The following is a 24,699-nucleotide window of genomic DNA, read 5'->3' on the forward strand; positions in this document are numbered from 1 at the left end:
AAATGAGCGAGCGCTTAGTTACTGAAGGAGTCCCATGGCCGCCCCGATGTCCCGTCGCGATCTCGAGTTCCTGCTCTACGAGTGGCTCGAGGTCGAGAAGCTCACCAGTCGCGATCATTTCCGTGAGCACTCGCGGGAGACCTTCGACGCGGTACTCGAACTCAGCGAGAACCTGGCGACCAAACGCTTCGCCCCGGTCAACAAGCTCGGCGACCAGAACGAACCGTACGTCGGTGACGACGGCAAGGTCGTGCTGCCCGACGAGATCACGTCCGGCATCGCCGAGTTCGTGAAGGCCGGCCTGATGGCGGGTTCGTATGACGAATCGTTGGGCGGTATGCAACTCCCCACCGTGATCAGCCGGGCCTCGAGTGCGTGGTTCCAGGCCGCCAACGCGGCGATGTCGTCGTACACGTTCCTGACCGTCGGCAACGCGAATCTGATCGCCGAGTACGGCACCCCCGAGCAACTCGACACCTGGGTACGCCCCATGGTCGAGGGCCGGTACTTCGGCACGATGTGCCTCTCGGAACCGCAGGCCGGATCGTCGCTCGCCGACATCACCACCAAGGCCGAGCCGATGCCCGACGGCACGTACCGGATCACCGGCACCAAGATGTGGATCTCCGCAGGCGACCACGAACTCTCCGAGAACATCGTGCATCTCGTGCTCGCGAAGGCACCCGGAGGCGGGCCCGGCGTCAAGGGCATCTCCTTGTTCATCGTGCCCAAGTACCTGGCGGACGGCACCCGCAACGACGTTGCCCTCGTCGGCCTCAACCACAAGATGGGCAACCGCGCGACCACCAACACGCTGCTGAACTTCGGCGACGGCACGCACTCGCCGACGTCGGAGACAGGCGCCGTCGGCTACCTCGTCGGCGAGGAACACCGCGGCCTCAGCTACATGTTCCACATGATGAACGAGGCACGGATCGGGGTCGGATTCCTGGCCACGTCACTGGGATACGCGGGGTACCTCGCATCGCTCGAGTACGCGAAGGTCCGCACGCAGGGCCGACCGGTGGACCAGAAGGACCCGGCGAGCAAACCCGTGCCGATCATCGAGCACGCCGACGTCAAGCGCATGTTGCTCGCCCAGAAGTCCTACGTGGAGGGCGCTCTCGCGCTCGGCCTGTACTGCAGCAAGTTGGTCGACGAACAGTCCACCAGCAGCGGCGACGACCAGGCCCGGGCGGGTCTCCTCCTCGATGTGCTCACCCCGATCGCGAAGAGCTGGCCGTCACAGTGGTGTCTGGAGGCCAACAGCCTGGCCATCCAGGTTCACGGCGGCTACGGCTACACCAAGGAATTCGACGTCGAGCAGTACTACCGCGACAACCGGCTGAACCCGATTCACGAGGGTACCCACGGCATCCATGGACTCGACCTGCTCGGCCGCAAGGTGGTCATGAACGGCGGCGCAGGCCTCGCCCTGCTCGCCGAGACGATCGGCGCGACCATCGACCGCGCGGCCTCGGGCGAGAGCACCGCGGAGTACGCCACCGACCTCCGGAAGGCTGTCGACCAGCTGGTCACCACCACCGCACAGGTGTGGTCGGCCGGCGATCCGGCGCTGTCGCTCGCCAACGCCACCGCGTATCTGGAGGCGGCCGGACACATCGTCGTGGCCTGGATGTGGCTCGAGCAGCTGCTGGCGGCCGCGGACCGGACGGGCGATTTCTACGACGGCAAACGTGCTGCCGCCCAGTACTTCTTCCGCTACGAACTGCCGAAGACGGCTGCGCAGCTGTCGCTGGTCGCCGCGCTCGATCGCACCACCCTGGACACCGACCCGGCCTGGTTCTGACCGGCCACCGCACCGACCCAAGGAGTCATCACATGCCCCTGCTGGACATGTTCAACCTGACCGACAAGGTCGTTGTCGTCACCGGCGCGTCGTCGGGTCTCGGGGTGTCGTTCGCCACCGGGTTCGCCGAGGCCGGAGCCGACATCGTGCTCGCCGCCCGGCGCGCCGAGCGCCTCGCCGACACCGCAGCCAAGGTGGAGGCCCTGGGCCGCAAAGCGCTGTGCGTGCCCGCGGACGTCGCCGATCCCGACCAGTGCCAGGCCGTCATCGATGCGGCGATGGAAGCCTTCGGCCGGGTGGACGTCCTGATCAACAACGCCGGTGTGGGTACCGCGGTCCCGGCGACCCGCGAGACCCCCGATCAGTTCCGCTCTGTTGTCGATGTCAACCTCAACGGGTCGTACTGGATGGCGCAGGCGTGCGCTCGGGTCATGCAGCCCGGCAGCGCGGTCGTCAACATCTCCAGCGTCCTGGGCATCACCACCGCCGGACTCCCCCAGGCCGCGTACGCGGCCAGCAAGGCCGGCGTCATCGGACTCACCCGCGATCTGGCTCAGCAATGGGCGTCGCGCAAGGGAATCCGGGTCAATGCGATCGCGCCGGGATTCTTCGAGAGCGAGATGACCGACACCTACCACGACGGCTACCTGGAGTCCCAGCTGCCGCGCGTTCTCCTCGGCCGGATGGGCCAGGGCGAGGAACTGGCGGCGACGGCTGTGTGGCTGGCCTCGCCGGCATCGGGTTACGTGACCGGGCAGACCATCCCGGTCGACGGCGGCGTGACCATCACCTAGAGACCGGAAGACACGGGGGCACAATGCGATACGTTGCTATCGGCGACAGTTTCACCGAAGGCGTCGGCGATGAGCCGGACGGCGTCCATCCTCGCGGGTGGGCCGACCTGGTCGCGGAAGGTCTCGCGGCCGAGCACGGTGGCGTCGAGTACGCCAATCTCGCGATCCGTGGGCGCCTCCTGGAACCGATCGCCACCGAACAGGTCGATACGGCACTCGCATTGAATCCACTGCCCACCCTGCTCACCTTCAACGGGGGCGGCAACGACATGTTGCGTCCGGGCGGGGATCTCGCGCGGTTGATCGAGCTCACCCGCCAAGCGGTCCGACGATGCCGCGACGCGGGGATCGAGGTCGTCCTGCTCGCCGGCGCGGACCCCTCGTCTGGGTTGCCGTTCCGCGACACCATCCGGTCCCGCGGCGAGTTCCTCACCACCGAGATCGCCACCCTGGCCGCCGACGAGGATCTGACGTTCGTCGACATGTTCCACGACAGCGAGATCCGGCGACCGGCCTACTGGTCCGACGATCGACTCCACCTCAATCCGATCGGCCATCAGCGGGTTGCGGCACATGTCCTACGCGCCATCGGCGTCCACACGCTTGCGATGCCCGACCGGCCGGTGGAACCGATCATCGGATACCGCTGGACCGAAGATCTGCGTTTCACGCGTAGTCACCTGGCCCCGTGGGTCATCCGGCGACTCCGAGGCCGATCGTCGGGAGATGATCGGGATGCGAAGCACCCGACCTGGATCGCCGTCGAACCACGAGCCACAACGCGGTAGTCGTCGCGCTCGGCGACCCTGGCACGATGGCCAGGTGTCCCACATCCGCCGCATCGCTGCCCTGGGAAGCTCCTATGCGGCCGGCCCCGGAATTTCGCCGATGGACGATTCGGCGGCAATGCGCTCCACACGGAACTATGCCCATCTCCTCGCCGAGCATCTCGACGCCCGCCTGGTTGACCTCTCGGTGTCGGGTGCGACGACAGACAACATCGTCCGCACCGAGCAGATCTCGCCGACCGGAACACGATTCGGGCCGCAGATCGACAAGCTGCCTGCGGAGGCCGACGTCGTCACCGTCACAGCGGGTGGAAACGATCTGCAGTACATCGGCTTCATGCTCGCCGCGGCGTGGCGACAACATGCTCCGGCATCACCGATCGCGAAGCTGGTGGCCGGAATGGTCAGCGACCCCGTTCCGGATCCGACGAGTGCCGACATCGAGCGCACCGCCGATGGTCTCGTCGTGGTGGTCGGTGAAGTACGCGAACGCGCTCCACGAGCACGGATCGTTCTGGTCGACTATCTGACCGCCGTCGGTGACCGCACCGTCGCCGGACATGACGTCCCTTTTCCCGCAGCAGATCTGGCAAAGGCGCGCCGCATTCAGGCCGCCGTGCGCGAGGCGCACCTGGTGGCCGCAGATCGGTCCGGTGCCGAACTGTTTTCCGCGTCTTCGTTGAGCGAAGCCCATGCGCTCGGTGACGCGGCACCCTGGGTCTTCGGGTTCTTCACCGATCTGAACCGGATCGGCGCTTCCTTCCATCCCAACGCCGAGGGAATGGCGGCGGTGGCGGAGGGCCTGCGCGAGTTGCTCGGCTGATCCCTCGAGCCCGGCCGATCTTGTCGTTGCGTCGCGATATCCTGGAGAGTTGCGTGAGGCCAGAATTGGCGAGTTTCTTTGTGGCACTGAAGAAATGCTTGACTCGAACACGCGTTCGAGTATGCTGGATGACATGGGGGAGATCAGCTCGATCATTGCTTGTGCGCGTGAGGTCACCGTCGCCGATGCAGCGTCAGGGCGGCAGGTGTTCGACGCCACCAAGGCGTTGCTGGAACTGCGTAACGTTGTCGATCACCGGCTGGCGATCCACGCCGCGGCGCTCGACCGGTTGGGCGTGGCACCACAGTCCGGCGGCACAACGTGCAACCTGCTGATCGAGATGGGTGCCGCACCCGGGGTCGCCTCGCGCTGGCTGCGGATCGGCACAGCACTGGCGTCCCTGCAACGACTGCCGGGCTACGCAGGAGATGGGGTGTTCTCCGGTGAGCATGTCGATGCGATGGTGGCCGGCATGGTGCACATCATGCGTCGCGCCGCCGACGGGCTCTGTGATGAGGAGCGCCTCGAACACGAGCAGGCGCTGATCGCCCACGCGCTGTCCGGAGCCACGCCGAAAGAGATCGAGAAGGTCGCACGTGGGCTCGGTAACCAGGTCGCCGCCGAAACCGGCGGACTGCCCGCGGGTGAGGATCGACGGATCAACGAGTTCGCAGTTGTCCCCACCTCCGACGGGCGAGTCGCCGTGAAGGGCGATCTCGATGTCGTGATCGGTGAGAAGTTGACCGCCGCCATCGACTCACTCACCCAGGCGCGCCCCGAACCCGACGGCTCCCCCGACGCCCGCAGTCCGGGCGCGCAACGCGCCGATGCGCTCGAACAGATCCTCGACGCCGCCACGTCGGCGAACACCCCGTTCATGACCGCACCGAAGACACACATCAACCTGACCATCCCGGTCGACACCCCCGACCTCGCGTCGCTGCCATGGCTCGGCCCGGTATCGCAGGCGACGGCAAAGATGTTGGCGTGCGATGCCGGCATCACCGAGATCATCATCGACGGCAACCGCGCACCACTGGACATGGGCTTCGAACAACGCCTGTTCACATCCCACCAACGCAAAGCCATCATCGCTCGCGACCAATGCTGCATCAAATGCGGAGCACCAGCCTCCTGGGCACACATCCACCACATGGTGTTCTGGAGCGACGGCGGACCCACCGACCTCGACAACGGCTGCCTCTTATGTCCGTCCTGCCACGCCCAGGTCCACGCCCACAGGTGGGACATCGCCCTCGGCATCGACCGCCACCCCTGGCTCATCCCACCGAGCACCGTTGACCCACACCGAAAACCATTGCCCGCCTACCACCGACGCACCATGCACCTCGACGACATCGCCGCCTGAGGTCTCGATACGCCTCCTCACCACGTTCGTCGGCCACTCGACCAGCGGACCGGGAAAGTTACGCACACCAGCGCAGCACATTTCGGGAAGAACATTCACCGTGCACCCGACCGCCGGCCGGGACCGCACATGTCCATTGACAACTTCATAGCGTGGGCAGCGGGATCACCCGGATGTGGTGGCCAGCAGCCGCTCGAGTACGTCGTCGAGGGTGAGCAGGCCGATCACGCGGTCATCGTCGACGACGGTCGCGATGTGCTGCCGGGTCTCCCTCATCGTGGCGAGCGCCTCGTACACCGGCACCGTCGATGCCAGTGAGAGGACCGGCCGCATGAGATCGGCGGCGGTCGCGGCCGCCGGTGCCGCCAGGCTGTCGCGGACGTGCACGACGCCATCGATCGTCTTGTCGCTCGGAGAGGTTCCGCTGCGCACCAGGATTCGTCGGTGACCACTGCTGCGTGAGACCTCGCGGATCCGCGTGGACGAGGCATCACGCGCGACGGCGGTGACCTCGCCGTGGCCGGTCACGTCGGCGACGGTCAAGGATTCGAGTTCGAGCGCGCTGGCCAGATGCGCGTGATAGCGCTCGTCCAATGTTCCGACGGTCGCCGAGTGCTCGACGAGGTGCCGCAGCGCCGCCGAATCCTGGCCCGCGCCGACCTGATCCACCGGCTCGACGCCGACTCGGAGCAAACACCAGTTGGCCAGCCGATTGAGGCAGACGATAATCGGGCGCGTCAGCCACATGAACGCCCGCATCGGGATCGCCAGCAATGTGGCCGAACGTTCCGGATGCGCGATGGCCCATGACTTCGGGGCCATCTCGCCGACAACGAGATGCAAGAACGTCACAATCGCCAGGGCCAGTATGAAGCCCGCGATGTCGGCGAACCACGTCGGCAATCCCCAGCTTTCGAACGCCGGGGTCAGCCAGTGGTGGACCGCAGGCTTGGTGATGGCACCGAGCGCCAGGGTACAGACGGTGATGCCGAGCTGCGAACCTGCCAGCAGCACAGACAGTTCCGACGCACTGCGCAGCGCAGCCCGAGCCGATCGACTGTTCGGCGCCGCATCCTCGAGGCGATGCCGGCGGGCGGCGATCAACGCGAACTCGACGGCGACAAAGAAGGCGCTGGCTGCGATCAACGCAACGGTCGCGATCGCCACGACCCATGGGTTTGTCATCGGGCGCCCCCCTCGTCGGCAGTCTGCAGGTCCTCGACGGTGAGCAGCACCGACGACGGGACGTGTCGCTCGATAGCGAGCACGTGGATTGTCACCATGGGTGTGGATTCTTCGTCGGGCGCTGTCGCGTCGACAGTCATTTCCAGCGACACCGCGTCGCCGACCTCGGGCAGACCACCGAATCTGCCGATGACCAGGCCCGCCACCGTCTCGTGCTCGCCGTCGGGCAGATCATGGCCGATCTCGCGGGACACCTCGTCGAGATGGGCGTCGCCACGGATGCGCCACCCGGTGTCGATGCGCTCGATCACGTCGGGCAGGTCCGGATCGTGTTCGTCGTCGATCTCGCCGACGAGTTCCTCGGCGATGTCCTCGACGGTCACCACGCCGTCGAAGCCACCGTACTCGTCGATCACCACGGCCATCTCGTCGGACGCGTCGCGAATGCGGGTCAGCGCCTCCGGCAGCGGGAGTGACGTAGGGACGATCACCGCCGGACGGCACAAGGTCGCCGCGGTGGCAGCGGAATCCGCGTCCGAGGAGGCCTGCCAGTCGAGCAGATCGTGCAGCCTGATCACACCGATCACCTCGGCGTCGTCGTCGACGACCGGGTAGCGGGTGTGCCCGGTGCTCATCGTGGCGAGCACCGTCGAGGCCGTTTCGTCGGCGCGGATGCTGTCCACCCGGGTGCGTGGGATCATCGCGTGTCCCGCTGTGCGCGTGGGGAAGTCGAGGACGCGGTCGAGCAAGGTGGACAGATCGGCGGGGAGTTCCCCGGCGTCTCGTGATTCGGCGACGATGTGTTCGAGGTCGCGGGGCGTGGCCGAGTGCTCGACGTCGTGTACCGGTTCGATCCGCAGCAGCTTCAGCAGCAGGTTCGACGACTTGTCGAACAGCGCGATCAACCAGCCGAAGACGGCCAGGTACGCGGTGGTGGAACCGGCCAGGCGACGAGCGACCGGTTCCGGGCGGGCGATCGCGAGATTCTTGGGGAACAGCTCGCCAAGCACCATCTGGACCACGGTGGAGAACAGGATGGCGGACACGGTGCCGATCGCCACACCGGCGGCAACCGGGATGCCGAGGTCGTCGAGCAGGTCGCCGACCCCACTGCCGATGAGCGGTTCGGCGACGTAGCCGACCAGCAGGCCGGTGACGGTGATACCGAGCTGGGCGCCGGACAGCATGAACGAGGTGCGACGGGTGACCGTGAGAGCTCGGGCGGCGGCGGCGTCACCGGCTTCGGCACGAGCTTTCAGCCGGGAGCGGTCGACCGCCATGTAGGCGAACTCCTGAGCGACGAAATAACCGGTCAGGGCGGTGATGAGGATGACGACGAGAAGGCCGGCAGCGATGCCGAGGAGGGTCAGCACGACGACCTCCGGGCAATCCCCATCGGGTGGTCGTCAGGCAGGATCGAGCAGGGGTGGCCGGATCGTCGTCGGCGTTTTCGGCGCTTTGCGCGTCGCATTGTCTCTCTCGGTTCGGGCTCGGCGGGACCATTCCCAGGGTGCCGAGTCGGATGGGTCTACGCAAACCGAACGATTGCGCCCTCCGGTCAGTTCCCGCGCGAACCCGCGTAGTACCGCCCCAGGAATTCGTCGCGGTACTCGACGTAATTGCCGGCCTCGATGGCCTGGCGTGCCCGGTCGACCATCGTCACGATGAACGACACGTTGTGCAGCGTGGCGAGTGTCGCGGCCAGCCCCTCCTTCGCCTTGAACAGGTGATGCAGATAGGCCCTGGTGTACTGCGAAGTGTAGTTCTCGATCTCGGGGTCGAGCGGTCGGAAGTCCTTGCGATAGCGGGCATTGGTGATGTTGTAGCGGCCGTCGAGCGAGTAGATCGCACCGTTGCGGGCGACCCGGGTCGGTGAGACGCAGTCGAAGGTGTCGGCGCCGTTCTCGATGGCGGTGAAGATGTCGTCGGGCTCACTGATACCCAGCAGGTGCTTTGCCGAGTCCTCGGGCAGCTCCTCGTTGACCCAGCCGACGATGGTACCGAGGTCGTCTTTCGTCAACGCACCACCGATCCCGTACCCGCCGAAGCCCCGCCCGCCGTCGGCCTGGTCCATCGCGCTCATCGTGACGAGGTCGCGAGCAGCCTTGCGTCGCAGGTCCTCGTACTGGGCGCCCTGGATGACCCCCCATAGCGACTGCCGCGGCCGGTGCACGCGCTCTCGCGACAGCCGGTTGTGTTCGGCGAGGCAGCGAATCGCCCACAGCCGGGTACGCTCCAGCGAATTCTCTTGGTACGCACGAGTGTTCATCAGCGTGGTCAGTTCATCGAAGGCGAAGATGATGTCCGCACCGAGCTGATGCTGGATCTGCATCGACACCTCGGGGGTGAACCGGTGCGCCGAGCCGTCGAGGTGCGATTTGAAGGTGACCCCGTCGTCGTCGACGGCGGACAGTCGTTCCTTGCCGGGTGCGACGGCGTCGTCGTTCTGCTCGCCGGCGACGTCCATCGAGATGACCTTCTTGAACCCGACGCCGAGCGACATGACCTGAAATCCGCCACTGTCGGTGTAGGTGGGGCCCCGCCAGTTCATGAAAGCGCCGAGCCCGCCGGCCTCGTCGAGGATCTCCGGGCCGGGCTGCAGATAGAGGTGATACGCGTTGGCGAGCACCGCCTGTGCGCCGAGCGCCTCGACGGACTCGGGCAGCACCGTCTTGACCGTGGCCTTGGTGCCGACCGGCACGAACGCGGGTGTGTGGATGCGGCCGTGTGGGGTGTCGATGACACCGGTTCGGCCCATCGTGCCGGGCAGCGACGTGCCGACGGTGAAGGAATGGTCGGGGGGCAAAGCAGTGTCGCTGGAACTCACCCGATGCATCCTTGCAGGTGGGCGGGTGTAACCCAAACCCAGCAGGCATTCGGAGCGCCACCGGAACCCGGTACGGTGATCACATGTCGAGCAGCCTGCATCGCATCTCACTCGCTGTCCTGGCCGGATTCGCCGGTGTCGCGCTCGCCGCATGTGGTGGCGAGCAGGAGGCCACATCGTCGTCGGAGACCTCGGCGGCCACCATCTCGGAGAACCCGAACGCTTCCGTGGTGGGCGGACCGAAGCCGGTCTCGCCGACCACGTCGGTCGCCGACGACCACGCCGGCCACACCCAATGTGGCGTCACCAAGGGACCCGACGGCTCGCTGCGGATCCTGATCCTGCAGGGCGACCTCTCCTGCGACACCGCCCAGCAGGTGGCCACGCAATACAGCCCGAAGATCGCGACCGGGCAGCCGCAAGAGGTGTCCGGCTGGCAATGCAGGCCGGCGGAGACCGCGGGCATCCTGGCCTCGTGCAGCAAGGGCGACCAGGAGTTCGGGCTCGCGCCGTAGCGGACTTGACCCTGACGCGACGTGTTGCCCGACAGTGTCCGGTGTGAGTGAGTGTCCGGTGTGAGTGAGTGTCCGGTGTGAGTGACTCAGAGCCCTCCCGCACGGTCGGTGCGGTCGCGCGCCTGACCGGGGTCAGCGTCCGCACCTTGCACCACTACGACCAGATCGGTCTGGTGGTGCCGTCGGATCGGACGCCGGCCGGCTATCGCGTGTACGACGACGCCGACATCGAGCGGCTGCATCGGGTCCTGACCTACCGTGAACTGGGCTTTCCCCTGGAGCAGATAGCGACCCTGCTCGACGATCCGTCGGTGGATGCGCTGGCGCATCTGCGTGATCAGCACGCCCTGCTGATCGACCGGATCGATCGCTTACACCGGATGGTCGCAGCTGTGGAGGACATGATGGACGCGAAAGACAACGGAATCCGGCTCACGGCCGAGGAACAGGCGGAGATCTTCGGGCAGGACTGGCTCGGGGACGAGTACGCCGCCGAGGCCGAGGAACGCTGGGGCGATTCCGAGGCCTGGGAGCAGAGCAGAAAGCGCACCGCCCGATTCGGCAAGGACGACTGGCGCCGGATCAAGGCGGAGGGGGACGCCCTCGAGGCGAAGCTCGCCGATGCACTGCGGTCCGGTGTGGCGCCCGGGTCACCCGAGGCCAACGCCCTCGCCGAGGAGCATCGTTCAGGCATCGACCAGTTCTACGACTGCGGCCACGAGATGCAGGTGAATCTCGCGAACATGTACGTCGCCGATCCACGGTTCACCAAGCACTACGACGATGTGGCGCCGGGGCTCGCGCTTTACGTTCGAGACGTCATCGTGGCCAACGCCGAACAGCAGCGAAGCTGATCTCGACTGTGGCACCGTCTCTCTTCTCGGCTCTCTGAGAGGTTCACGCACCCAACGCGTTGGCGACCCGTTCGAGGGCGGCGACCCGACTGCCCTTCACGAGCACCGCGTCGCCCGCGGCGAGGTCGGAGAGCTCCGCAAGTGCGCCGTCGACGTTCGCCACATGTCGCGCCGCATTGCCGTAGTGCGACTCGTCGACGGCGATCACCTCGATCCCGAGGTCGTGGGCGCGCTTGGCGATGGCAGCGTGCTGGGCAGCCGAATCTGATCCGAGTTCGGCCATGGTGCCGAGCACGGCGACTCGACGACGGGCGTCGAGTGCGGCCAGTGACTGCAGCGCGGCGGCCATCGAGGTCGGATTGGCGTTGTAGGCATCGTTGAGCACGATGACGCCGGCGGGCGTGGTCACCAGTTCCATCCGCAGTCCCGACAACGCCGCATCGAGCAGACCGTTCGGCATGTCGTCGACCGGGACGCCGAGCCATCCGGCCGCGGCCGCCGCGGCCAGCGCATTGGGTACCTGGTGTTCGCCACGGGCGCCGAGCCGGATGTCGGTCTCGCCCCACGGGGTGTGCAGCCGGAACGAGGCGCGCAACTGATCGTCGAGGGTGACATCCGACGCATGCACGTCCGACGATGCGCTCAGACCGAAGGTCAGGACACCGGCGTCGGTCCGGTTCGCCATCGCCGCGACACGTTCGTCGTCGGCGTTCAACACCGCGAGACCGTCCACCGGCAGTGCCTCCACCAGCTCACCCTTGGCGCGGGCAACGGACTCGATGTCGCCGAACAGTTCCAGATGCACACCCTCGACGCGTGTGATGATGCCGACGGTCGGGCGGGCGATGCCGCACAGCAGGTCGATGTGCCCGATGCCGCGTGCGCCCATCTCGACCACGACGGCCTCCGTGTCTTCGGGGGCGCAGGCGAGCGTGAGGGGCAGACCGAGTTCGTTGTTGAACGATTTCTCGCTGGCGGTGGTGCGGTACGTCGTCGCGAGGACTCCCGCGAGCAGATCCTTCGTCGACGTCTTGCCCACCGAGCCGGTCACGCCGACGACCCTCTCCGGCAATCGATCGCGCGCCGCGGCGCCGAGGTCGGCGAGCGCCGCAGCGGTGTCGGTGACGGTGATCGTGGGGAGCGTGATGTCGGGAATGGTGCCCTGGGACGACAGATATGCCGAGGCACCTCCGTCCGCCGCGGCCGCCACGAACTCGTGGCCGTCGCGCGTCGCGACGATCGGCACAAACAGCTGCCCGGACCGCATGCTCCGGGAGTCGATGCCTGCACCGTCGATCTGTACGTCGTCGCCGACGAGTCGTCCACCGACCGCTGCAGCGACCTCACTTGCCCTGAAATGCACACCGCAACGCTACAAGCACCGCGTCCGGTAAGCCGGTTGCGGTGGCCGTATCGTGTCAGCCATGGCTTCACCCCTGCTGCGTCTGGTCGTCCTCTTCGGTGGCGTTTCCGCCGAACACGACGTCTCGTGCGTCACCGCGGCCCATGTGCTCGCAGCCGCCGATCGCGACAAGTACGAGCTGGTGCCGATCGGTATCGCGAAGAACGGGGTGTGGCTGCGCAACGACAAGGCGATCGCAACGCTCGCCGAGGGCGGTGAGCTGCCCGATCGGCTGGAGACCGCGGGCACCGAGGTGGAACCGTTGGCCGCGATCCGCGGCGACGCCGATGCGTCGACGATCACCGTCGTGCTGCCGCTCCTGCACGGGCCGCACGGCGAGGACGGCACCATCCAGGGGATGCTCGAGCTCTTCAAGGTGCCGTACGTGGGCGCAGGCGTGTTGTCGTCGGCGCTGTGCATGGACAAGGCGATGGCCAAGATCGTCGCCGAGCAGGCGGGTATCCCGCAGTGCCGGTGGATCGAGTTCCGTGACGGCATCGACGACCCGAACACCATCGTCGGCCGAGCGATCGACGCGCTCGGACTGCCGCTGTTCGTCAAACCCGCCAACCTGGGGTCGTCGGTGGGCATCACCAAGGCGCACGACGCGTCCGAGCTGGACAAGTCCATCGACCTCGCACTGCGCTACGACGACGTGGTGATCATCGAGGAGAGCGTGACGGCGCGCGAGGTGGAGGTGGCCGTGCTCGGCAACACCGCGCCCGAGGCATCGGTCCCCGGCGAGATCCTGCCCGGCAGCGAGTTCTACGACTACGAGGACAAATACGTCACCGGCGCCGCCACCCTCGTCATCCCTGCCGATCTGCCCGCGGAGGTCACCGGGGAGGTCCGCGAACTCGCGGCCAAGTCGTTCACCGCGCTGCGGTGCGCGGGCATGGCGCGCGTGGACTTCTTCTACGAGACCGGCGGACGCGGCTGGCTGTTGAACGAGGTCAACACGATTCCCGGATTCACCCCGGCATCGATGTATCCCAAATTGTGGGAGGCGTCGGGTCTGAGCTACCCCGACCTCATCGACCGACTGGTCACCCTGGCGCTCGACAACCATCGTCGACGGGTCGGATTCTCCACCGAGCACTGAGCGGTGGGCCGCAACGCCGAGCCTGAGCGCACGATGGAAGCGATTCCGCGCACAGTCGGCGGAGATCTGCGCCCGGTCGGCGGGAAAGTGGGCCCGCTCGGCGCGATTCTGCGCACGGTCGGCGGAGATCTGGCGGTAATGTGCTCGACGTGACCGACCCCCACCGCGATGCCGTCTCGGCGCTGCGCGTGTTGGTCTATTCGGATCATTCGGACACCCGGGCGGCGGTCATCCGCGCACTCGGCCGCAGTCCCGACCCCGGCCTCCCCGAGCTGAGTTTCGTCGAGGTCGCCACCGCCCCCATGGTGTTCGCACAACTCGATGCCGGCGTGATCGACGTGGTCATCCTCGACGGCGAGGCGACACCCGCGGGCGGGATGGGCATGGCGAAGCAGATGAAGGACGAGATCGATCCGTGCCCGCCGACGCTCGTGCTACTCGGGCGGGCCGACGACCGCTGGCTGGCGGACTGGTCACGGGCCGATGCGACCGCGACGCTGCCGGTGGACCCGATCACCCTGTCGACCACGCTGGTCGAGCTGCTCCGAAACGCCGAACTCTAGAAAGCTCGACAACGGCCCCTCCCCCGCTAGTAGGCTTGTGGCACAGCTCACATCAGGCCGCAAATGTGGGGAGCAGCCACCCTATGAACGCCTACGTCCCGATCATGGTTCTCGGGGCAATTGCCATGGGGTTTGCGGTGTTCTCGGTCGGCATCGCAATCCTGATCGGCCCGAAGCGGTACAACCGCGCCAAATTGGAACCGTACGAATGCGGCATCGAACCGCTCACCGAATCGCACAGTCTGGCCCCCGGCGGCGCGTCGGTGACCACCACGCCACGCATCACCGACCGCGTGGTCCAGCGCATCCCCGTGAAGTACTACCTCACGGCGATGCTCTTCATCATCTTCGACATCGAGATCGTCTTCGTCTATCCGTGGGCCGTCGCCTTCGACGCCCTCGGATGGTTCGGACTCGCCGCCATGGCCCTGTTCATCGTCAACGTGTCGGTGGCCTACGCCTACGAGTGGCGACGCGGAGGACTGACCTGGGAATGACCATGGCCGCGACGTGCGCCCCGTGGGGTTCACGCCGCGACTGCCGGCACACGCAAGGAGGTTCGCGACATGGGACTCGAGGAGAAACTGCCCAGCGGCTTCCTGCTGAGCACTGTCGAAGATCTGGCCGGGTTCATGCGCAAGGGATCGTTGTGGCCGGCCACCTTCGGACTGGCGTGCTGCGCCATCGAGATGATGGCGACCACGTCCGGCCGTTACGACCTCGCGCGATTCGGGATGGAGGCATTTCGCGCGTCGCCGAGGCAGGCCGACCTGATGATCGTCGCCGGGCGCGTCAGCCAGAAGATGGCACCGGTGCTGCGACAGATCTACGACCAGATGGCCGAGCCCAAATGGGTACTGGCCATGGGTGTTTGCGCGTCGTCGGGCGGCATGTTCAACAACTACGCGGTCGTACAGGGCGTCGACCACGTGGTTCCGGTCGACATCTACCTGCCCGGCTGTCCGCCCCGACCCGAGATGCTGCTCAACGCGATCCTCAAACTGCATGAGCAGATCGCCGAGATGCCACTCGGGGTCAACCGCGAACAGGCGATCTGGGCGGCCGAACAGGCGGCGCTGCAGGCGAAGCCGACCATCGAGATGAAGGGGCTGCTTCGATGACCTCAGGGCCCGAAGATCCCGCCCCGGAGACCACCGGGACCGCAGGCGAGATGACCAGAGAGGAACAGACCGGACCCGAGCAGATCGGCGTACGTCGCGGCCTGTTCGGTGTGCAGGGCAGCGGTGACACCTCCGGCTACGGCGGACTGGTGCAGGCCGTCACCCTTCCGGGCAGTTCCGTCCGGCCATATGGCGGCTATTTCGACGACGTGGCAGACGAACTCGCCGCCGGATTGGACGAACTACCCGGAACCGATTACCGGCAGGCCATCGACAAAGTGGTGATCTTCCGCGACGAGATGACCCTGCACGTCCACCGTGATCATCTGCGGGCGGTGGCGCTCACGGTGCGGAACCGCGACACGCTCCGCTTCGAATTGTGTCTGGGCGTCAACGGGGTTCATTACCCCGACGACCGCGATCGGGAACTCCACGCGGTGTACCCCCTGGCCTCGATCACCCACAATCGCCGCCTCCGACTCGAGGTGTCGGTCGCCGACGCCGATCCGCACATACCGAGTCTGACCGACATCTACCCGACCAACGACTGGCACGAACGCGAGACCTACGACTTCTTCGGCATCGTCTTCGACGGCCACCGGTCCCTGACCCGGATCCAGATGCCCGACGACTGGCAGGGACATCCACAGCGAAAAGACTATCCGCTCGGCGGTGTTCCCGTGGAGTACAAGGGAACCCGGATCGCACCGCCCGATCAACGGAGGTCCTACAACTGATGACGACCACCGACCACGGCAACTCCCACTCCCATCATCGTTCCGCGGATGTGCACCCCACGCAGACGTACACCGTCTCCGGCCAGGACTGGGACGAAATTGTCACAGCGGTGCGGGAACGGGCCGCGGAGCAACCCGGCGACGAGCGCATCGTGGTCAACATGGGTCCGCAGCACCCGTCCACCCACGGCGTGCTGCGACTGATCCTGGAGATCGAGGGCGAGACCGTCACCGAAGCCCGCTGCGGAATCGGCTATCTGCACACCGGGATCGAGAAGAACCTGGAGTACCGCAACTGGACGCAGGGCGTCACCTTCGTCACTCGGATGGACTATCTCGCGCCGTTCTTCAACGAGACCGCCTACTGTCTCGGCGTCGAACGCCTGCTCGGTATCACCGACGATGTACCGGAGCGCGCCAGCGTGATCCGCGTGATGCTCATGGAGCTCAACCGCATCTCATCGCATCTCGTTGCGCTGGCCACCGGCGGAATGGAACTCGGGGCGGTGACGGCGATGTTCCTCGGATTCCGCGAACGGGAGATGATCCTCGACGTCTTCGAGCACATCACCGGGCTGCGGATGAACCACGCCTACATCCGGCCGGGCGGGGTGTCGCAAGACCTCCCCGACGACGCGACCGACAAGGTCGCCGCGCTGCTCGACGTCCTGCCGTCGCGACTCGGCGAACTCGAGGACCTGCTCAACGAGAACTACATCTGGAAGGCCCGCACCCAGAGCGTCGGCTACCTCGATCTCACCGGGTGTATGGCTCTTGGCATCACCGGCCCGGTGCTGCGGTCCACCGGACTGCCGCACGATCTGCGCAAAACGCAACCCTACTGTGGTTACGAACATTACGAGTTCGACGTCATCACCGACACCACCTGCGACTCCTACGGTCGCTACCTGATCCGGGTGAAGGAGATGCAAGAATCGGTGAAGATCGTCCGCCAATGCCTCGACCGCCTGCGGCCCGGTCCGGTGATGGTGTCCGACCGGAAGCTCGCCTGGCCCGCCGATCTCGCGCTCGGACCCGACGGCCTCGGCAACTCGCCGGAACACATCGCGAAGATCATGGGCACCTCCATGGAAGCCCTCATCCACCACTTCAAGCTGGTCACCGAGGGGATGCGGGTACCTGCCGGACAGTGCTACGTCGCCGTCGAATCGCCGCGTGGCGAACTGGGTGTCCACATGGTCAGCGATGGCGGCACGCGACCGTACCGGGTGCATTACCGGGATCCGTCGTTCACGAATCTGCAGGCGGTGGCGGCGATGTGCGAGGGCGGCATGGTCGCCGACGTGATCACCGCCGTTGCCAGCATCGACCCGGTGATGGGAGGGGTTGACCGATGACCGACCCGGTGTTCGTGGATCTGTCGGCGCCACCCGCGGAGGGCGTTGCGGTGGAGATACCGGCGCCGCACCCGACGATCCGCTTCGACGGCCCCGCCGACTACCCCGACGATGTCGCCGAACGACTCTCGGCCGACGCCGCCGGCATCATCGCCCGCTACCCCCGGTCCCGTTCCGCCCTGCTGCCCCTGCTGCACCTCGTGCAATCCGAGGACGGCCAGATCACCCGGGCCGGTGTGACCTTCTGCGCAGACCAACTGGAACTGACCACGGCCGAGGTGTCCGCCGTCGCCACCTTCTATTCGATGTACCGCCGCTCCCCGACCGGCGAATACCTCGTCGGTGTCTGCACCAACACACTGTGCGCGATCATGGGCGGTGACGAGATCCTCGCCGCGCTCCGGAGCCACCTCGGTATCGACGCGGGCGAGACGTCGGCGGACGGGCGGATCACCCTCGAACACGTCGAATGCAACGCGGCATGCGATTTCGCCCCGGTCGTGATGGTCAACTGGGAGTTCTTCGACAACCAGACCCCCACCAGCAGCGTGGAACTCGTCGAGGATCTGCGCGCAGGCGTCCCGCTCACCCCGGCCCGCGGGACCGGCATCGTGTGCACGTTCCGACAGACCGCCCGGCTCCTCGCCGGCCTTCCCGAGACGGGGGACCGGGCATGACCGAACCCGCGGAGACCCCCGTGCTCAGCCGATTCTGGTCCGAGCCGGAGTCCTGGACACTGCGGAACTACGAGTCGCACAACGGCTATGCCGCGCTACGGTCCGCGCTCACAACCCCGCCCGACGACCTCATCGCATTGGTCAAGGCGTCGGGACTCCGAGGCCGCGGAGGTGCGGGGTTCCCGGTCGGGATGAAATGGTCGTTCATCCCGCAACAGGACCCCGACGCGCCCGCAGATCCGGCGGCACCACCGCACTACCTGGTGGTCAACGCAGATGAGTCCGAGCCGGGTACCTGCAAGGACATCCCGTTGATCCTCGCTTCCCCGCACTCCTTGATCGAAGGCGCGATCATCGCCTCCTACGCGATCCGCGCCGCGCACGCCTTCATCTATGTGCGTGGTGAGGTCGCCTCGGTGCTACGTCGACTGCGCACCGCCGTCGACGAGGCCAGGGCAGCAGGCTATCTGGGGAACGACATCCTCGGGTCCGGTTTCGATCTCGACCTCGTGGTCCACGCCGGCGCCGGCGCCTACATCTGCGGGGAGGAGACCGCACTCCTGGACTCCCTGGAGGGCCGTCGTGGACAGCCACGCCTGCGTCCCCCGTTCCCCGCCGTCGCCGGGCTGTACGCGAGTCCGACGGTGGTCAACAATGTCGAGTCCATCGCCAGTGTGCCGCCGATCATCCGCAACGGCGTCGACTGGTTCCGGACGATGGGCACCGAGAAATCGCCCGGCTTCACGCTGTACTCCCTGTCCGGACATGTCGCCCGACCGGGCCAGTACGAGGCGCCCCTGGGAATCACGCTGCGGGAGTTGCTCGATCGGGCCGGCGGGGTGCGGTCGGGTCATCAACTCAAATTCTGGACACCGGGCGGATCGTCGACGCCCATCCTCACCGCCGAGCACCTCGATGTGCCACTCGACTACGAGGGGGTGGGCGAGGCCGGTTCGATGCTGGGCACCAAGGCCTTGCAGATCTTCGACGAGACGACGTGCGTGGTGCGCGCCGTGCTGCGGTGGACCGAGTTCTACGCGCACGAATCCTGCGGGAAATGCACTCCGTGCCGGGAGGGCACCTACTGGCTGGTGCAGTTGCTGCGGCGACTCGAGGCGGGCGACGGGCAACCCGAGGACCTCGACACCCTCACCGACATCACCAACACCATCGTCGGAAAGTCGTTCTGCGCGTTGGGCGACGGTGCGGGCAGTCCGATCGTCTCGTCACTCGAGTACTTCCGCGACGAATACCTGGCACATTTCGAGGGCGGCTGCCCGTTCGACCACCACCGGTCGACGCTGTTCGCCGAATCAGTACCCGCTGCAGGAGGTGCGCGATGACCGCCGTCGAAGACTCCGCCGCCACTGGACAGAAGAAACCCGATCTCGTATCGGTGACCATCGACGGGATCGAGATCTCGGTGCCGCCGGGCACTCTGGTGATCCGGGCCGCCGAGATGATCGGGACACAGATTCCGCGGTTCTGCGACCACCCACTGCTCGATCCGGTGGGCGCGTGCCGCCAGTGTCTGGTCGAGGTGGAGGGGCAACGCAAACCGCTGGCCTCGTGCACCACGGTGGTGACGGACGGGATGGTGGTCCACACCCAACGCAGTTCCGAGGTGGCCGAGAAGGCCCAGCGCGGCGTGATGGAACTCCTGCTGATCAATCATCCCCTCGACTGCCCGGTGTGCGATAAGGGCGGTGAATGCCCGCTGCAGAACCAGGCGATGTCGTCGGGGCGCGGGGACTCACGCTTCACCGGTGCGAAACGAACCTTCACCAAGCCGGTTCCGTTGTCGTCGGAAGTGCTGCTGGACCGTGAGCGATGTGTCCTGTGCGCACGTTGTACGCGTTTCTCCGACCAGATTGCCGGCGACCCGCTCATCGGCTTCGGTGATCGCGGTGCGCTGCAACAGGTCACCATATATCAGGACGACCCGTTCGAGTCGTACTTCTCCGGCAACACGGTGCAGATCTGCCCGGTCGGCGCCCTGACCAGCACCGCCTACCGCTTCCGTGCCCGTCCGTTCGACCTGGTGTCGTCGCCCAGCGTCTGCGAACACTGTGCGAGCGGGTGCGCACAACGCACCGACCACCGCCGCGGAAAGGTGTTGCGGCGCCTCGCCGGTGACGATCCCGACGTCAACCAGGAGTGGAACTGCGACAAGGGCCGGTGGGCGTTCGCATACGCCACCGCCGACGACCGGCTGACCGGACCCATGATCCGCAGGCCCGACGGGACCCTCGCGGAAGTGTCGTGGGCTCACGCCCTGCGGCATGCCGCCGAGGGGCTCACCGCCGCGCGCGGACGGACCGCGGTACTGACCGGCGGCCGGCTGACGGCCGAGGACGCCTACGCGTACTCGCGTTTCGCCCGCACCGTTCTCGACACCAACGACATCGACTTCCGGGCCCGCGCGCACAGCGCCGAGGAGGCCGACTTCCTCGCGACACACATCGCCGCTCGGCCCGACGACGTAACCTACCGTGAGCTCGGCGTCGCCCCGGCAGTCTTGCTCGTCGCCTTCGAGCCCGAAGAGGAATCGCCGATCGTCTTCCTCCGGATGCGGCGGGCGGTGCGCACCGCAGGTCAGCAGGTCACGGCGATCGCCGCGTTCCGCAGCGCCGGAGTGGCGAAGTTGAACGGCACGCTCGTGCCGACCGCGCCCGGAGACGAACCGGCCGTGCTCGATTCGGAAGCCGCCGCCGTCGCGGTCGCCGCCGAGGGATCGATCATCGTGGTCGGTGAGCGGTTGGCCACCGTCCCCGGTGGTCTCAGCGCCGCGGTCCGGCTCGCCGAACGCACCGGTGCACGGCTGGCCTGGATTCCCCGCCGGGCCGGCGAACGCGGCGCCGTCGAGGTCGGTGCGTCCCCGAACCTCCTGCCCGGTGGTCGCCCCGTGGCGGACCTGTCCGCGCGCACCGAACTCGCGATGGCCTGGCAGATCGCCGATCTGCCGAGCGTGCCAGGGCGGGACACCTCGGCGATCCTGGACGCGACGCTGCGTCAGGAGATCTCCGCGCTGGTGGTCGGCGGAGTGGAACTCGATGATCTCCCCGACCCTGAGTCGGCCACCGCTGCGCTGGCCGACGCAGGCTTCGTGGTGAGCCTGGAAATGCGCCGCAGCGCGGTCACCGAGCACGCCGACGTGGTGTTCCCGGTCGCGGCGGCTGCGGAGAAACCCGGCATGTTCGTCGACTGGGAAGGCCGTGCCCGCCCGTTCCTGACGGCGCTGCCCGAGGTCGGGACGCTCTCGGACCACCGGGTTCTCGACGCGCTCGCAAAGCAGATGGGGGTGGAGCTGGGCTGCGACGACACGACCGCCATTCGCGGTGACCTCGATCGGATCGGTGCATGGCGCGGTGCGCGGCCCCCGATGCCCGAGGTGGAGCCGCGTTCCAACCGCCCGGACACCGGCACCGAGACCCGGCGAGCGGTGCTCGCCTCCTGGCGGATGCTGCTCGACGCCGGCCGGATGCAGGACGGTGAACCACATCTCGCGGGCACGGCACGTGCACCCGTCGCCCGTATGTCCCCGGCCACTGCCGCCGGTATCGGGGCCGAAGCAGGCACCGACGTCGAGGTGGGCACCGATCGCGGCGCGATCATCCTGCCCCTGGAGATCGTCGCCATGGCCGACGGTGTCGTCTGGGTGCCGATGAACGCGCCGGGTGCGGGCGTGTACACGCACCTGCGGGCCCGGGCAGGCGACATCGTGGCCATTGCACCGGCGGCCACGCGGGAGGCGCGATGAGCTTTCCGACGCTCGCCGACTTCGGCCATGATCCCTGGTGGCTCATCCTGATCAAGGCGGTGGCGGTCTTCGCGTTCCTGGTCGCCAATCCACTCGCCGCGATCCTGATCGAGCGAAAGATCATGGCGCGGATGCAGACCCGAATCGGCCCCAATCGGGTCGGTCCGCACGGCCTGCTGCAGAGTCTGGCCGACGGCGTGAAGCTGGCGCTGAAGGAGGGCATCATCCCGTCGGGCGTCGACAAGCCGATCTACCTTCTCGCCCCGATCATCGCGGTGGTGCCGGCGATCATGGCGTTCGCGGTCATCCCGTTCGGTCCGATGGTGTCGGTGTTCGGACACCAGACCCCGCTGCAGCTCACCGACCTTCCGGTCGGAGTTCTCTACGTCCTCGCCATCACCTCGGTCGGGGTGTACGGCATCGTGCTGGCCGGATGGTCGTCGGGTTCGACCTATCCGCTGCTCGGCGGGCTCCGCTCGACGGCCCAGGTCATCTCCTACGAGATCGCGATGGGCCTCACGTTCGCCGCGGTGTTCCTCGACGCGACCACCATGTCGACATCGGGCATCGTGGCTGCGCAAGAACACCACTGGTATGTCCTGCTGCTGTTGCCGTCGTTCGTGATCTACGCGATCTCGATGGTCGGCGAGACCAACCGCGCACCCTTCGATCTGCCCGAGGCCGAGGGCGAACTCGTCGGCGGATTCCACACCGAGTACTCGTCGCTCAAGTTCGCCATGTTCATGCTGGCCGAGTACATCAACATGGTCACCGTCTCGGCACTCGCCACCACGTTGTTCCTCGGTGGTTGGCAGGCGCCGTGGCCGGTCAGCATGTTCGACTGGGCGAACTCCGGCTGGTGGCCGATCCTCTGGTTCACCGTCAAGGTCTGGGTGTTCCTGTTCGTGTTCATCTGGCTGCGAACCAGCCTTCCCCGCCTGCGCTACGACCAGTTCATGAACCTGGGCTGGAAGGTCCTGATCCCGATCTCCCTGACCTGGGTGATGGTGGTCGCCGTGATCCGCGCGGCGATCGGCAGTTCGTCCGATGACGAGCTCGTCCGCTCGCTGGTCTCCGCCGGCGCCGGACTCGTGGTGACCGCCCTGATCGGCTATGCCATCTGGCGGCTGATGAAGCTGCCTGCAGCGCATCGAGATCGACCAGCGGGAGGCGGACCAGCGGACGGCGAACGGGAAGAACCTTTCGACCCGATGGCCGGCGGATTCCCGGTGCCGCCGATGCCGGGTCAGGTGCTCCCGCCGCCCGTCCCCGCCCAAAGCCCCTCCCCAAGACCTCCGTCCGACCCCGCGAAGGAGACGACCGATGCCTGAGTTCCTCAAACCGATCAGCGGTCTCGGGGTGACCTTCTCGTCGATGTTCGCCCCGACCATCACCGAGCAGTATCCCGAGGAGAAGACCCCCACGGCGCCGCGCTATCACGGGCGGCATCAGCTCAACCGGCATCCCGACGGATTGGAAAAATGCATCGGCTGCGAGCTGTGCGCCTGGGCCTGCCCGGCCGACGCCATCTACGTCGAAGGGGCCGACAACACCGACGAGGAGCGCTATTCGCCCGGTGAGCGCTACGGTCGCGTCTACCAGATCAACTACCTGCGTTGCATCGGCTGTGGCCTGTGCATCGAGGCATGCCCGACCCGCGCGCTCACGATGACCAACGATTACGAGATGGCCGACGACAACCGCGCCGACCTCATCTACGAGAAGGACCGTCTACTCGCGCCGCTGGAGCCCGGGGTGACCCCGGCACCCCACGACATGGCCCCGGGTTCCACCGAGGAGAGCTATTACCGGGGCGAGGTGTCGAAGGACGGGCGGCTGATCGCGAAGGACGAGAAGGACGAGTCGTGACAGCAACACTCGCCACGGAGTTTATTCGGACGTCGGCTTCGGCCCCGCTCGCTGCGCTTCCGGCGACCAGCACCGGCGAGGCCGTACAGTTCTGGGTCCTCGGCGTGGTCGCGGTGGCCGGCGCACTCGGTGTGGTGTTCGCGACCAAAGCCGTCTACTCGGCCATCTTCCTGGCCACCACGATGATCGTCCTCGCGGTCTTCTACGTCGCGCAGGGCGCGTTGTTCCTCGGTGTCGTCCAGGTCGTCGTCTACACCGGTGCGGTGATGATGCTGTTCTTGTTCGTGCTGATGCTGATCGGCGTCGACTCGTCGGATTCCCTGGTGGAAACCCTTCGCGGACAGCGGATCGCCGCAGTGATCCTCGGCATCGGTTTCGGTGTCCTGCTGATCGCGGCGATCGCGAACGCATCGCTGGCGGTGTTCGCCGGTGCGCCGACGGCCACCGGGCCGGGCCTCTCAGGCACCGGCTCCGACGGGGACATCGAAGCGATCGCCCGGCTGATCTTCGTCCAGTATCTGTGGGCGTTCGAGCTGACCGGCGCGCTGCTGATCGCCGCCACGCTCGGCGCGATGGTCCTGGCACATCGGGAACGGTTCGGGCCGAGACGAAGTCAGCGTGAACTGTCGGAGGAGAGATTTCGCCTCGGCGTGGACATGACGCCGATGCCGAGCCCGGGCGTCTATGCCCGCCACAACGCCGTCGACGTCCCGGCACTGCTGCCCGACGGTACGGCGTCGGAGCTCTCGGTGAACGCGACACTGCGTCCACGACCGGCGGCCGCGCCGCCGACATCGGAGCCGGACAACATCCGTCGAGCGCTCGGAGAGGCCGGCCGATGAATCCCGAGAACTACCTGTACCTCTCGGCGCTGTTGTTCACCATCGGCGCCGCCGGGGTGCTCCTGCGCCGCAACGCGATCGTCGTCTTCATGTGCATCGAGCTGATGCTCAATGCGGCGAACCTGGCGTTCGTCACCTTCGCCCGGATGCACGGCTCCTTTGACGGTCAGGTGATCGCGTTCTTCACGATGGTGGTCGCTGCTGCCGAGGTGGTGGTGGGACTGGCGATCATCATGACCATCTTCCGCTCCCGCAGGTCGGCTTCGGTCGACGGCACAGATCTGCTGAAACGGTAGGAGGCCA

Annotated in this window: 22 protein-coding genes and 1 pseudogene; 19 read left to right on the forward strand and 4 right to left on the reverse strand. The window is 66.8% G+C overall.

Annotated elements, in window-relative coordinates:
- The first annotated feature begins 34 nt into the window (after positions 1-34).
- The 5 genes from ACLQ3I_RS03575 to ACLQ3I_RS03595 all read left to right on the forward strand — a co-directional run bounded on the left by ACLQ3I_RS03575 (position 35) and on the right by ACLQ3I_RS03595 (position 5,584).
- Positions 35-1,810 (forward strand): acyl-CoA dehydrogenase, encoded by a 1,776-nt coding sequence (locus ACLQ3I_RS03575; protein WP_425800122.1) that lies wholly within the window; start codon positions 35-37, stop codon positions 1,808-1,810.
- A gap of 32 nt (positions 1,811-1,842) precedes the next feature.
- Positions 1,843-2,604, forward strand: coding sequence for an SDR family NAD(P)-dependent oxidoreductase (locus ACLQ3I_RS03580; RefSeq protein ID WP_425790973.1), 762 nt, complete (start codon positions 1,843-1,845; stop codon positions 2,602-2,604).
- A gap of 23 nt (positions 2,605-2,627) precedes the next feature.
- On the forward strand, positions 2,628-3,392 hold the full coding sequence (locus ACLQ3I_RS03585; RefSeq protein WP_425790971.1) for an SGNH/GDSL hydrolase family protein: 765 nt from the start codon (positions 2,628-2,630) through the stop codon (positions 3,390-3,392).
- A gap of 34 nt (positions 3,393-3,426) precedes the next feature.
- Positions 3,427-4,215, forward strand: a complete 789-nt coding sequence (locus ACLQ3I_RS03590; protein WP_425790969.1) for an SGNH/GDSL hydrolase family protein — start codon at positions 3,427-3,429, stop codon at positions 4,213-4,215.
- Between the two features lie 133 nt (positions 4,216-4,348).
- Entirely contained in the window at positions 4,349-5,584 is a 1,236-nt protein-coding gene (locus ACLQ3I_RS03595) for a DUF222 domain-containing protein (RefSeq protein WP_425800123.1), read from the forward strand.
- A 165-nt stretch (positions 5,585-5,749) separates the two neighbouring features.
- Here the strand turns inward: ACLQ3I_RS03595 and ACLQ3I_RS03600 are convergent, their stop codons facing one another.
- The 3 genes from ACLQ3I_RS03600 to tgt form a co-directional block, all read right to left on the reverse strand.
- Positions 5,750-6,769 (reverse strand): hemolysin family protein, encoded by a 1,020-nt coding sequence (locus ACLQ3I_RS03600; RefSeq protein ID WP_425800124.1) that lies wholly within the window; start codon positions 6,767-6,769, stop codon positions 5,750-5,752.
- Positions 6,766-8,142 (reverse strand): hemolysin family protein, encoded by a 1,377-nt coding sequence (locus ACLQ3I_RS03605; protein WP_425800125.1) that lies wholly within the window; start codon positions 8,140-8,142, stop codon positions 6,766-6,768. The genes ACLQ3I_RS03600 and ACLQ3I_RS03605 overlap by 4 nt, the downstream gene beginning before the upstream one ends.
- A gap of 185 nt (positions 8,143-8,327) precedes the next feature.
- On the reverse strand, positions 8,328-9,605 hold the full coding sequence (tgt, locus tag ACLQ3I_RS03610; protein WP_425792957.1) for a tRNA guanosine(34) transglycosylase Tgt: 1,278 nt from the start codon (positions 9,603-9,605) through the stop codon (positions 8,328-8,330).
- 74 nt (positions 9,606-9,679) lie between these two features.
- On the opposite strand from tgt, the gene ACLQ3I_RS03615 reads away from it, so the two are divergent.
- Both ACLQ3I_RS03615 and ACLQ3I_RS03620 read left to right on the forward strand, forming a co-directional pair.
- Positions 9,680-10,111, forward strand: a complete 432-nt coding sequence (locus ACLQ3I_RS03615) for a hypothetical protein (protein WP_425800126.1) — start codon at positions 9,680-9,682, stop codon at positions 10,109-10,111.
- A 77-nt stretch (positions 10,112-10,188) separates the two neighbouring features.
- Complete coding sequence (locus ACLQ3I_RS03620) at positions 10,189-10,965, forward strand: MerR family transcriptional regulator (RefSeq protein WP_425800127.1); 777 nt, start codon at positions 10,189-10,191, stop codon at positions 10,963-10,965.
- A 43-nt stretch (positions 10,966-11,008) separates the two neighbouring features.
- Here ACLQ3I_RS03620 and ACLQ3I_RS03625 read toward each other — a convergent pair whose 3' ends face one another.
- Positions 11,009-12,328, reverse strand: coding sequence for a UDP-N-acetylmuramoyl-tripeptide--D-alanyl-D-alanine ligase (locus ACLQ3I_RS03625; protein ID WP_425800128.1), 1,320 nt, complete (start codon positions 12,326-12,328; stop codon positions 11,009-11,011).
- Positions 12,329-12,389: 61 nt separating this feature from the next.
- Here ACLQ3I_RS03625 and ACLQ3I_RS03630 point away from each other — a divergent pair, with 61 nt between their 5' ends.
- The 12 genes and pseudogenes from ACLQ3I_RS03630 (at position 12,390) to nuoK (ending at position 24,692) form a co-directional block, all read left to right on the forward strand.
- The gene (locus ACLQ3I_RS03630) at positions 12,390-13,469 is read left to right on the forward strand and encodes a D-alanine--D-alanine ligase family protein (RefSeq protein ID WP_425800129.1); all 1,080 of its coding nucleotides are present in this window, start codon (positions 12,390-12,392) and stop codon (positions 13,467-13,469) included.
- Positions 13,470-13,618: 149 nt separating this feature from the next.
- Positions 13,619-14,032 (forward strand): hypothetical protein, encoded by a 414-nt coding sequence (locus ACLQ3I_RS03635; protein WP_425792962.1) that lies wholly within the window; start codon positions 13,619-13,621, stop codon positions 14,030-14,032.
- An 83-nt stretch (positions 14,033-14,115) separates the two neighbouring features.
- A complete protein-coding gene (locus ACLQ3I_RS03640; protein ID WP_425800130.1) occupies positions 14,116-14,529 on the forward strand; it encodes an NADH-quinone oxidoreductase subunit A in 414 nt (137 codons plus the stop codon).
- 69 nt (positions 14,530-14,598) lie between these two features.
- Entirely contained in the window at positions 14,599-15,153 is a 555-nt protein-coding gene (locus ACLQ3I_RS03645; RefSeq protein WP_425792964.1) for a NuoB/complex I 20 kDa subunit family protein, read from the forward strand.
- Positions 15,150-15,890, forward strand: coding sequence for an NADH-quinone oxidoreductase subunit C (locus tag ACLQ3I_RS03650; protein WP_425800131.1), 741 nt, complete (start codon positions 15,150-15,152; stop codon positions 15,888-15,890). The genes ACLQ3I_RS03645 and ACLQ3I_RS03650 overlap by 4 nt, the downstream gene beginning before the upstream one ends.
- Complete coding sequence (gene nuoD, locus ACLQ3I_RS03655; protein ID WP_425800132.1) at positions 15,890-17,248, forward strand: NADH dehydrogenase (quinone) subunit D; 1,359 nt, start codon at positions 15,890-15,892, stop codon at positions 17,246-17,248. Before ACLQ3I_RS03650 ends, nuoD begins: the two co-directional genes overlap by 1 nt.
- A pseudogene (gene nuoF, locus ACLQ3I_RS03660) lies at positions 17,245-19,268 on the forward strand (NADH-quinone oxidoreductase subunit NuoF). Before nuoD ends, nuoF begins: the two are co-directional and overlap by 4 nt.
- Positions 19,265-21,685, forward strand: coding sequence for an NADH-quinone oxidoreductase subunit G (locus ACLQ3I_RS03665; RefSeq protein WP_425800133.1), 2,421 nt, complete (start codon positions 19,265-19,267; stop codon positions 21,683-21,685). The pseudogene nuoF and the gene ACLQ3I_RS03665 overlap by 4 nt, the downstream one beginning before the upstream one ends.
- Positions 21,682-23,016 (forward strand): NADH-quinone oxidoreductase subunit NuoH, encoded by a 1,335-nt coding sequence (gene nuoH, locus ACLQ3I_RS03670; RefSeq protein ID WP_425800134.1) that lies wholly within the window; start codon positions 21,682-21,684, stop codon positions 23,014-23,016. Before ACLQ3I_RS03665 ends, nuoH begins: the two co-directional genes overlap by 4 nt.
- Complete coding sequence (gene nuoI / locus ACLQ3I_RS03675) at positions 23,009-23,554, forward strand: NADH-quinone oxidoreductase subunit NuoI (protein ID WP_425792969.1); 546 nt, start codon at positions 23,009-23,011, stop codon at positions 23,552-23,554. Before nuoH ends, nuoI begins: the two co-directional genes overlap by 8 nt.
- Positions 23,551-24,396 carry an NADH-quinone oxidoreductase subunit J gene (locus tag ACLQ3I_RS03680; protein WP_425800135.1) on the forward strand — a complete coding sequence of 282 codons (846 nt, stop codon included), beginning with the start codon at positions 23,551-23,553 and terminating at the stop codon, positions 24,394-24,396. The genes nuoI and ACLQ3I_RS03680 overlap by 4 nt, the downstream gene beginning before the upstream one ends.
- On the forward strand, positions 24,393-24,692 hold the full coding sequence (gene nuoK, locus ACLQ3I_RS03685) for an NADH-quinone oxidoreductase subunit NuoK (protein ID WP_267631283.1): 300 nt from the start codon (positions 24,393-24,395) through the stop codon (positions 24,690-24,692). Before ACLQ3I_RS03680 ends, nuoK begins: the two co-directional genes overlap by 4 nt.
- Positions 24,693-24,699 lie beyond the last annotated feature (7 nt).

This window comes from Gordonia sp. DT101 (assembly GCF_049844895.1).
Taxonomy (GTDB): Bacteria; Actinomycetota; Actinomycetes; order Mycobacteriales; family Mycobacteriaceae; genus Gordonia.

Excerpts from the sequence above, each read along its gene's own strand:
- ACLQ3I_RS03600 (WP_425800124.1), bottom strand. The coding sequence starts at position 6,769 with ATGACAAACCCATGGGTCGTGGCGATCGCGACCGTTGCGTTGATCGCA.
- ACLQ3I_RS03615 (WP_425800126.1), top strand. The coding sequence starts at position 9,680 with ATGTCGAGCAGCCTGCATCGCATCTCACTCGCTGTCCTGGCCGGATTC.
- nuoD (WP_425800132.1), top strand. The coding sequence starts at position 15,890 with ATGACGACCACCGACCACGGCAACTCCCACTCCCATCATCGTTCCGCG.
- ACLQ3I_RS03585 (WP_425790971.1), top strand. The coding sequence starts at position 2,628 with ATGCGATACGTTGCTATCGGCGACAGTTTCACCGAAGGCGTCGGCGAT.
- ACLQ3I_RS03645 (WP_425792964.1), top strand. The coding sequence starts at position 14,599 with ATGGGACTCGAGGAGAAACTGCCCAGCGGCTTCCTGCTGAGCACTGTC.
- ACLQ3I_RS03640 (WP_425800130.1), top strand. The coding sequence starts at position 14,116 with ATGAACGCCTACGTCCCGATCATGGTTCTCGGGGCAATTGCCATGGGG.
- ACLQ3I_RS03650 (WP_425800131.1), top strand. The coding sequence starts at position 15,150 with ATGACCTCAGGGCCCGAAGATCCCGCCCCGGAGACCACCGGGACCGCA.
- ACLQ3I_RS03630 (WP_425800129.1), top strand. The coding sequence starts at position 12,390 with ATGGCTTCACCCCTGCTGCGTCTGGTCGTCCTCTTCGGTGGCGTTTCC.
- ACLQ3I_RS03575 (WP_425800122.1), top strand. The coding sequence starts at position 35 with ATGGCCGCCCCGATGTCCCGTCGCGATCTCGAGTTCCTGCTCTACGAG.
- nuoH (WP_425800134.1), top strand. The coding sequence starts at position 21,682 with ATGAGCTTTCCGACGCTCGCCGACTTCGGCCATGATCCCTGGTGGCTC.
- ACLQ3I_RS03595 (WP_425800123.1), top strand. The coding sequence starts at position 4,349 with ATGGGGGAGATCAGCTCGATCATTGCTTGTGCGCGTGAGGTCACCGTC.
- ACLQ3I_RS03580 (WP_425790973.1), top strand. The coding sequence starts at position 1,843 with ATGCCCCTGCTGGACATGTTCAACCTGACCGACAAGGTCGTTGTCGTC.
- nuoK (WP_267631283.1), top strand. The coding sequence starts at position 24,393 with ATGAATCCCGAGAACTACCTGTACCTCTCGGCGCTGTTGTTCACCATC.
- tgt (WP_425792957.1), bottom strand. The coding sequence starts at position 9,605 with ATGCATCGGGTGAGTTCCAGCGACACTGCTTTGCCCCCCGACCATTCC.
- ACLQ3I_RS03665 (WP_425800133.1), top strand. The coding sequence starts at position 19,265 with ATGACCGCCGTCGAAGACTCCGCCGCCACTGGACAGAAGAAACCCGAT.
- nuoI (WP_425792969.1), top strand. The coding sequence starts at position 23,009 with ATGCCTGAGTTCCTCAAACCGATCAGCGGTCTCGGGGTGACCTTCTCG.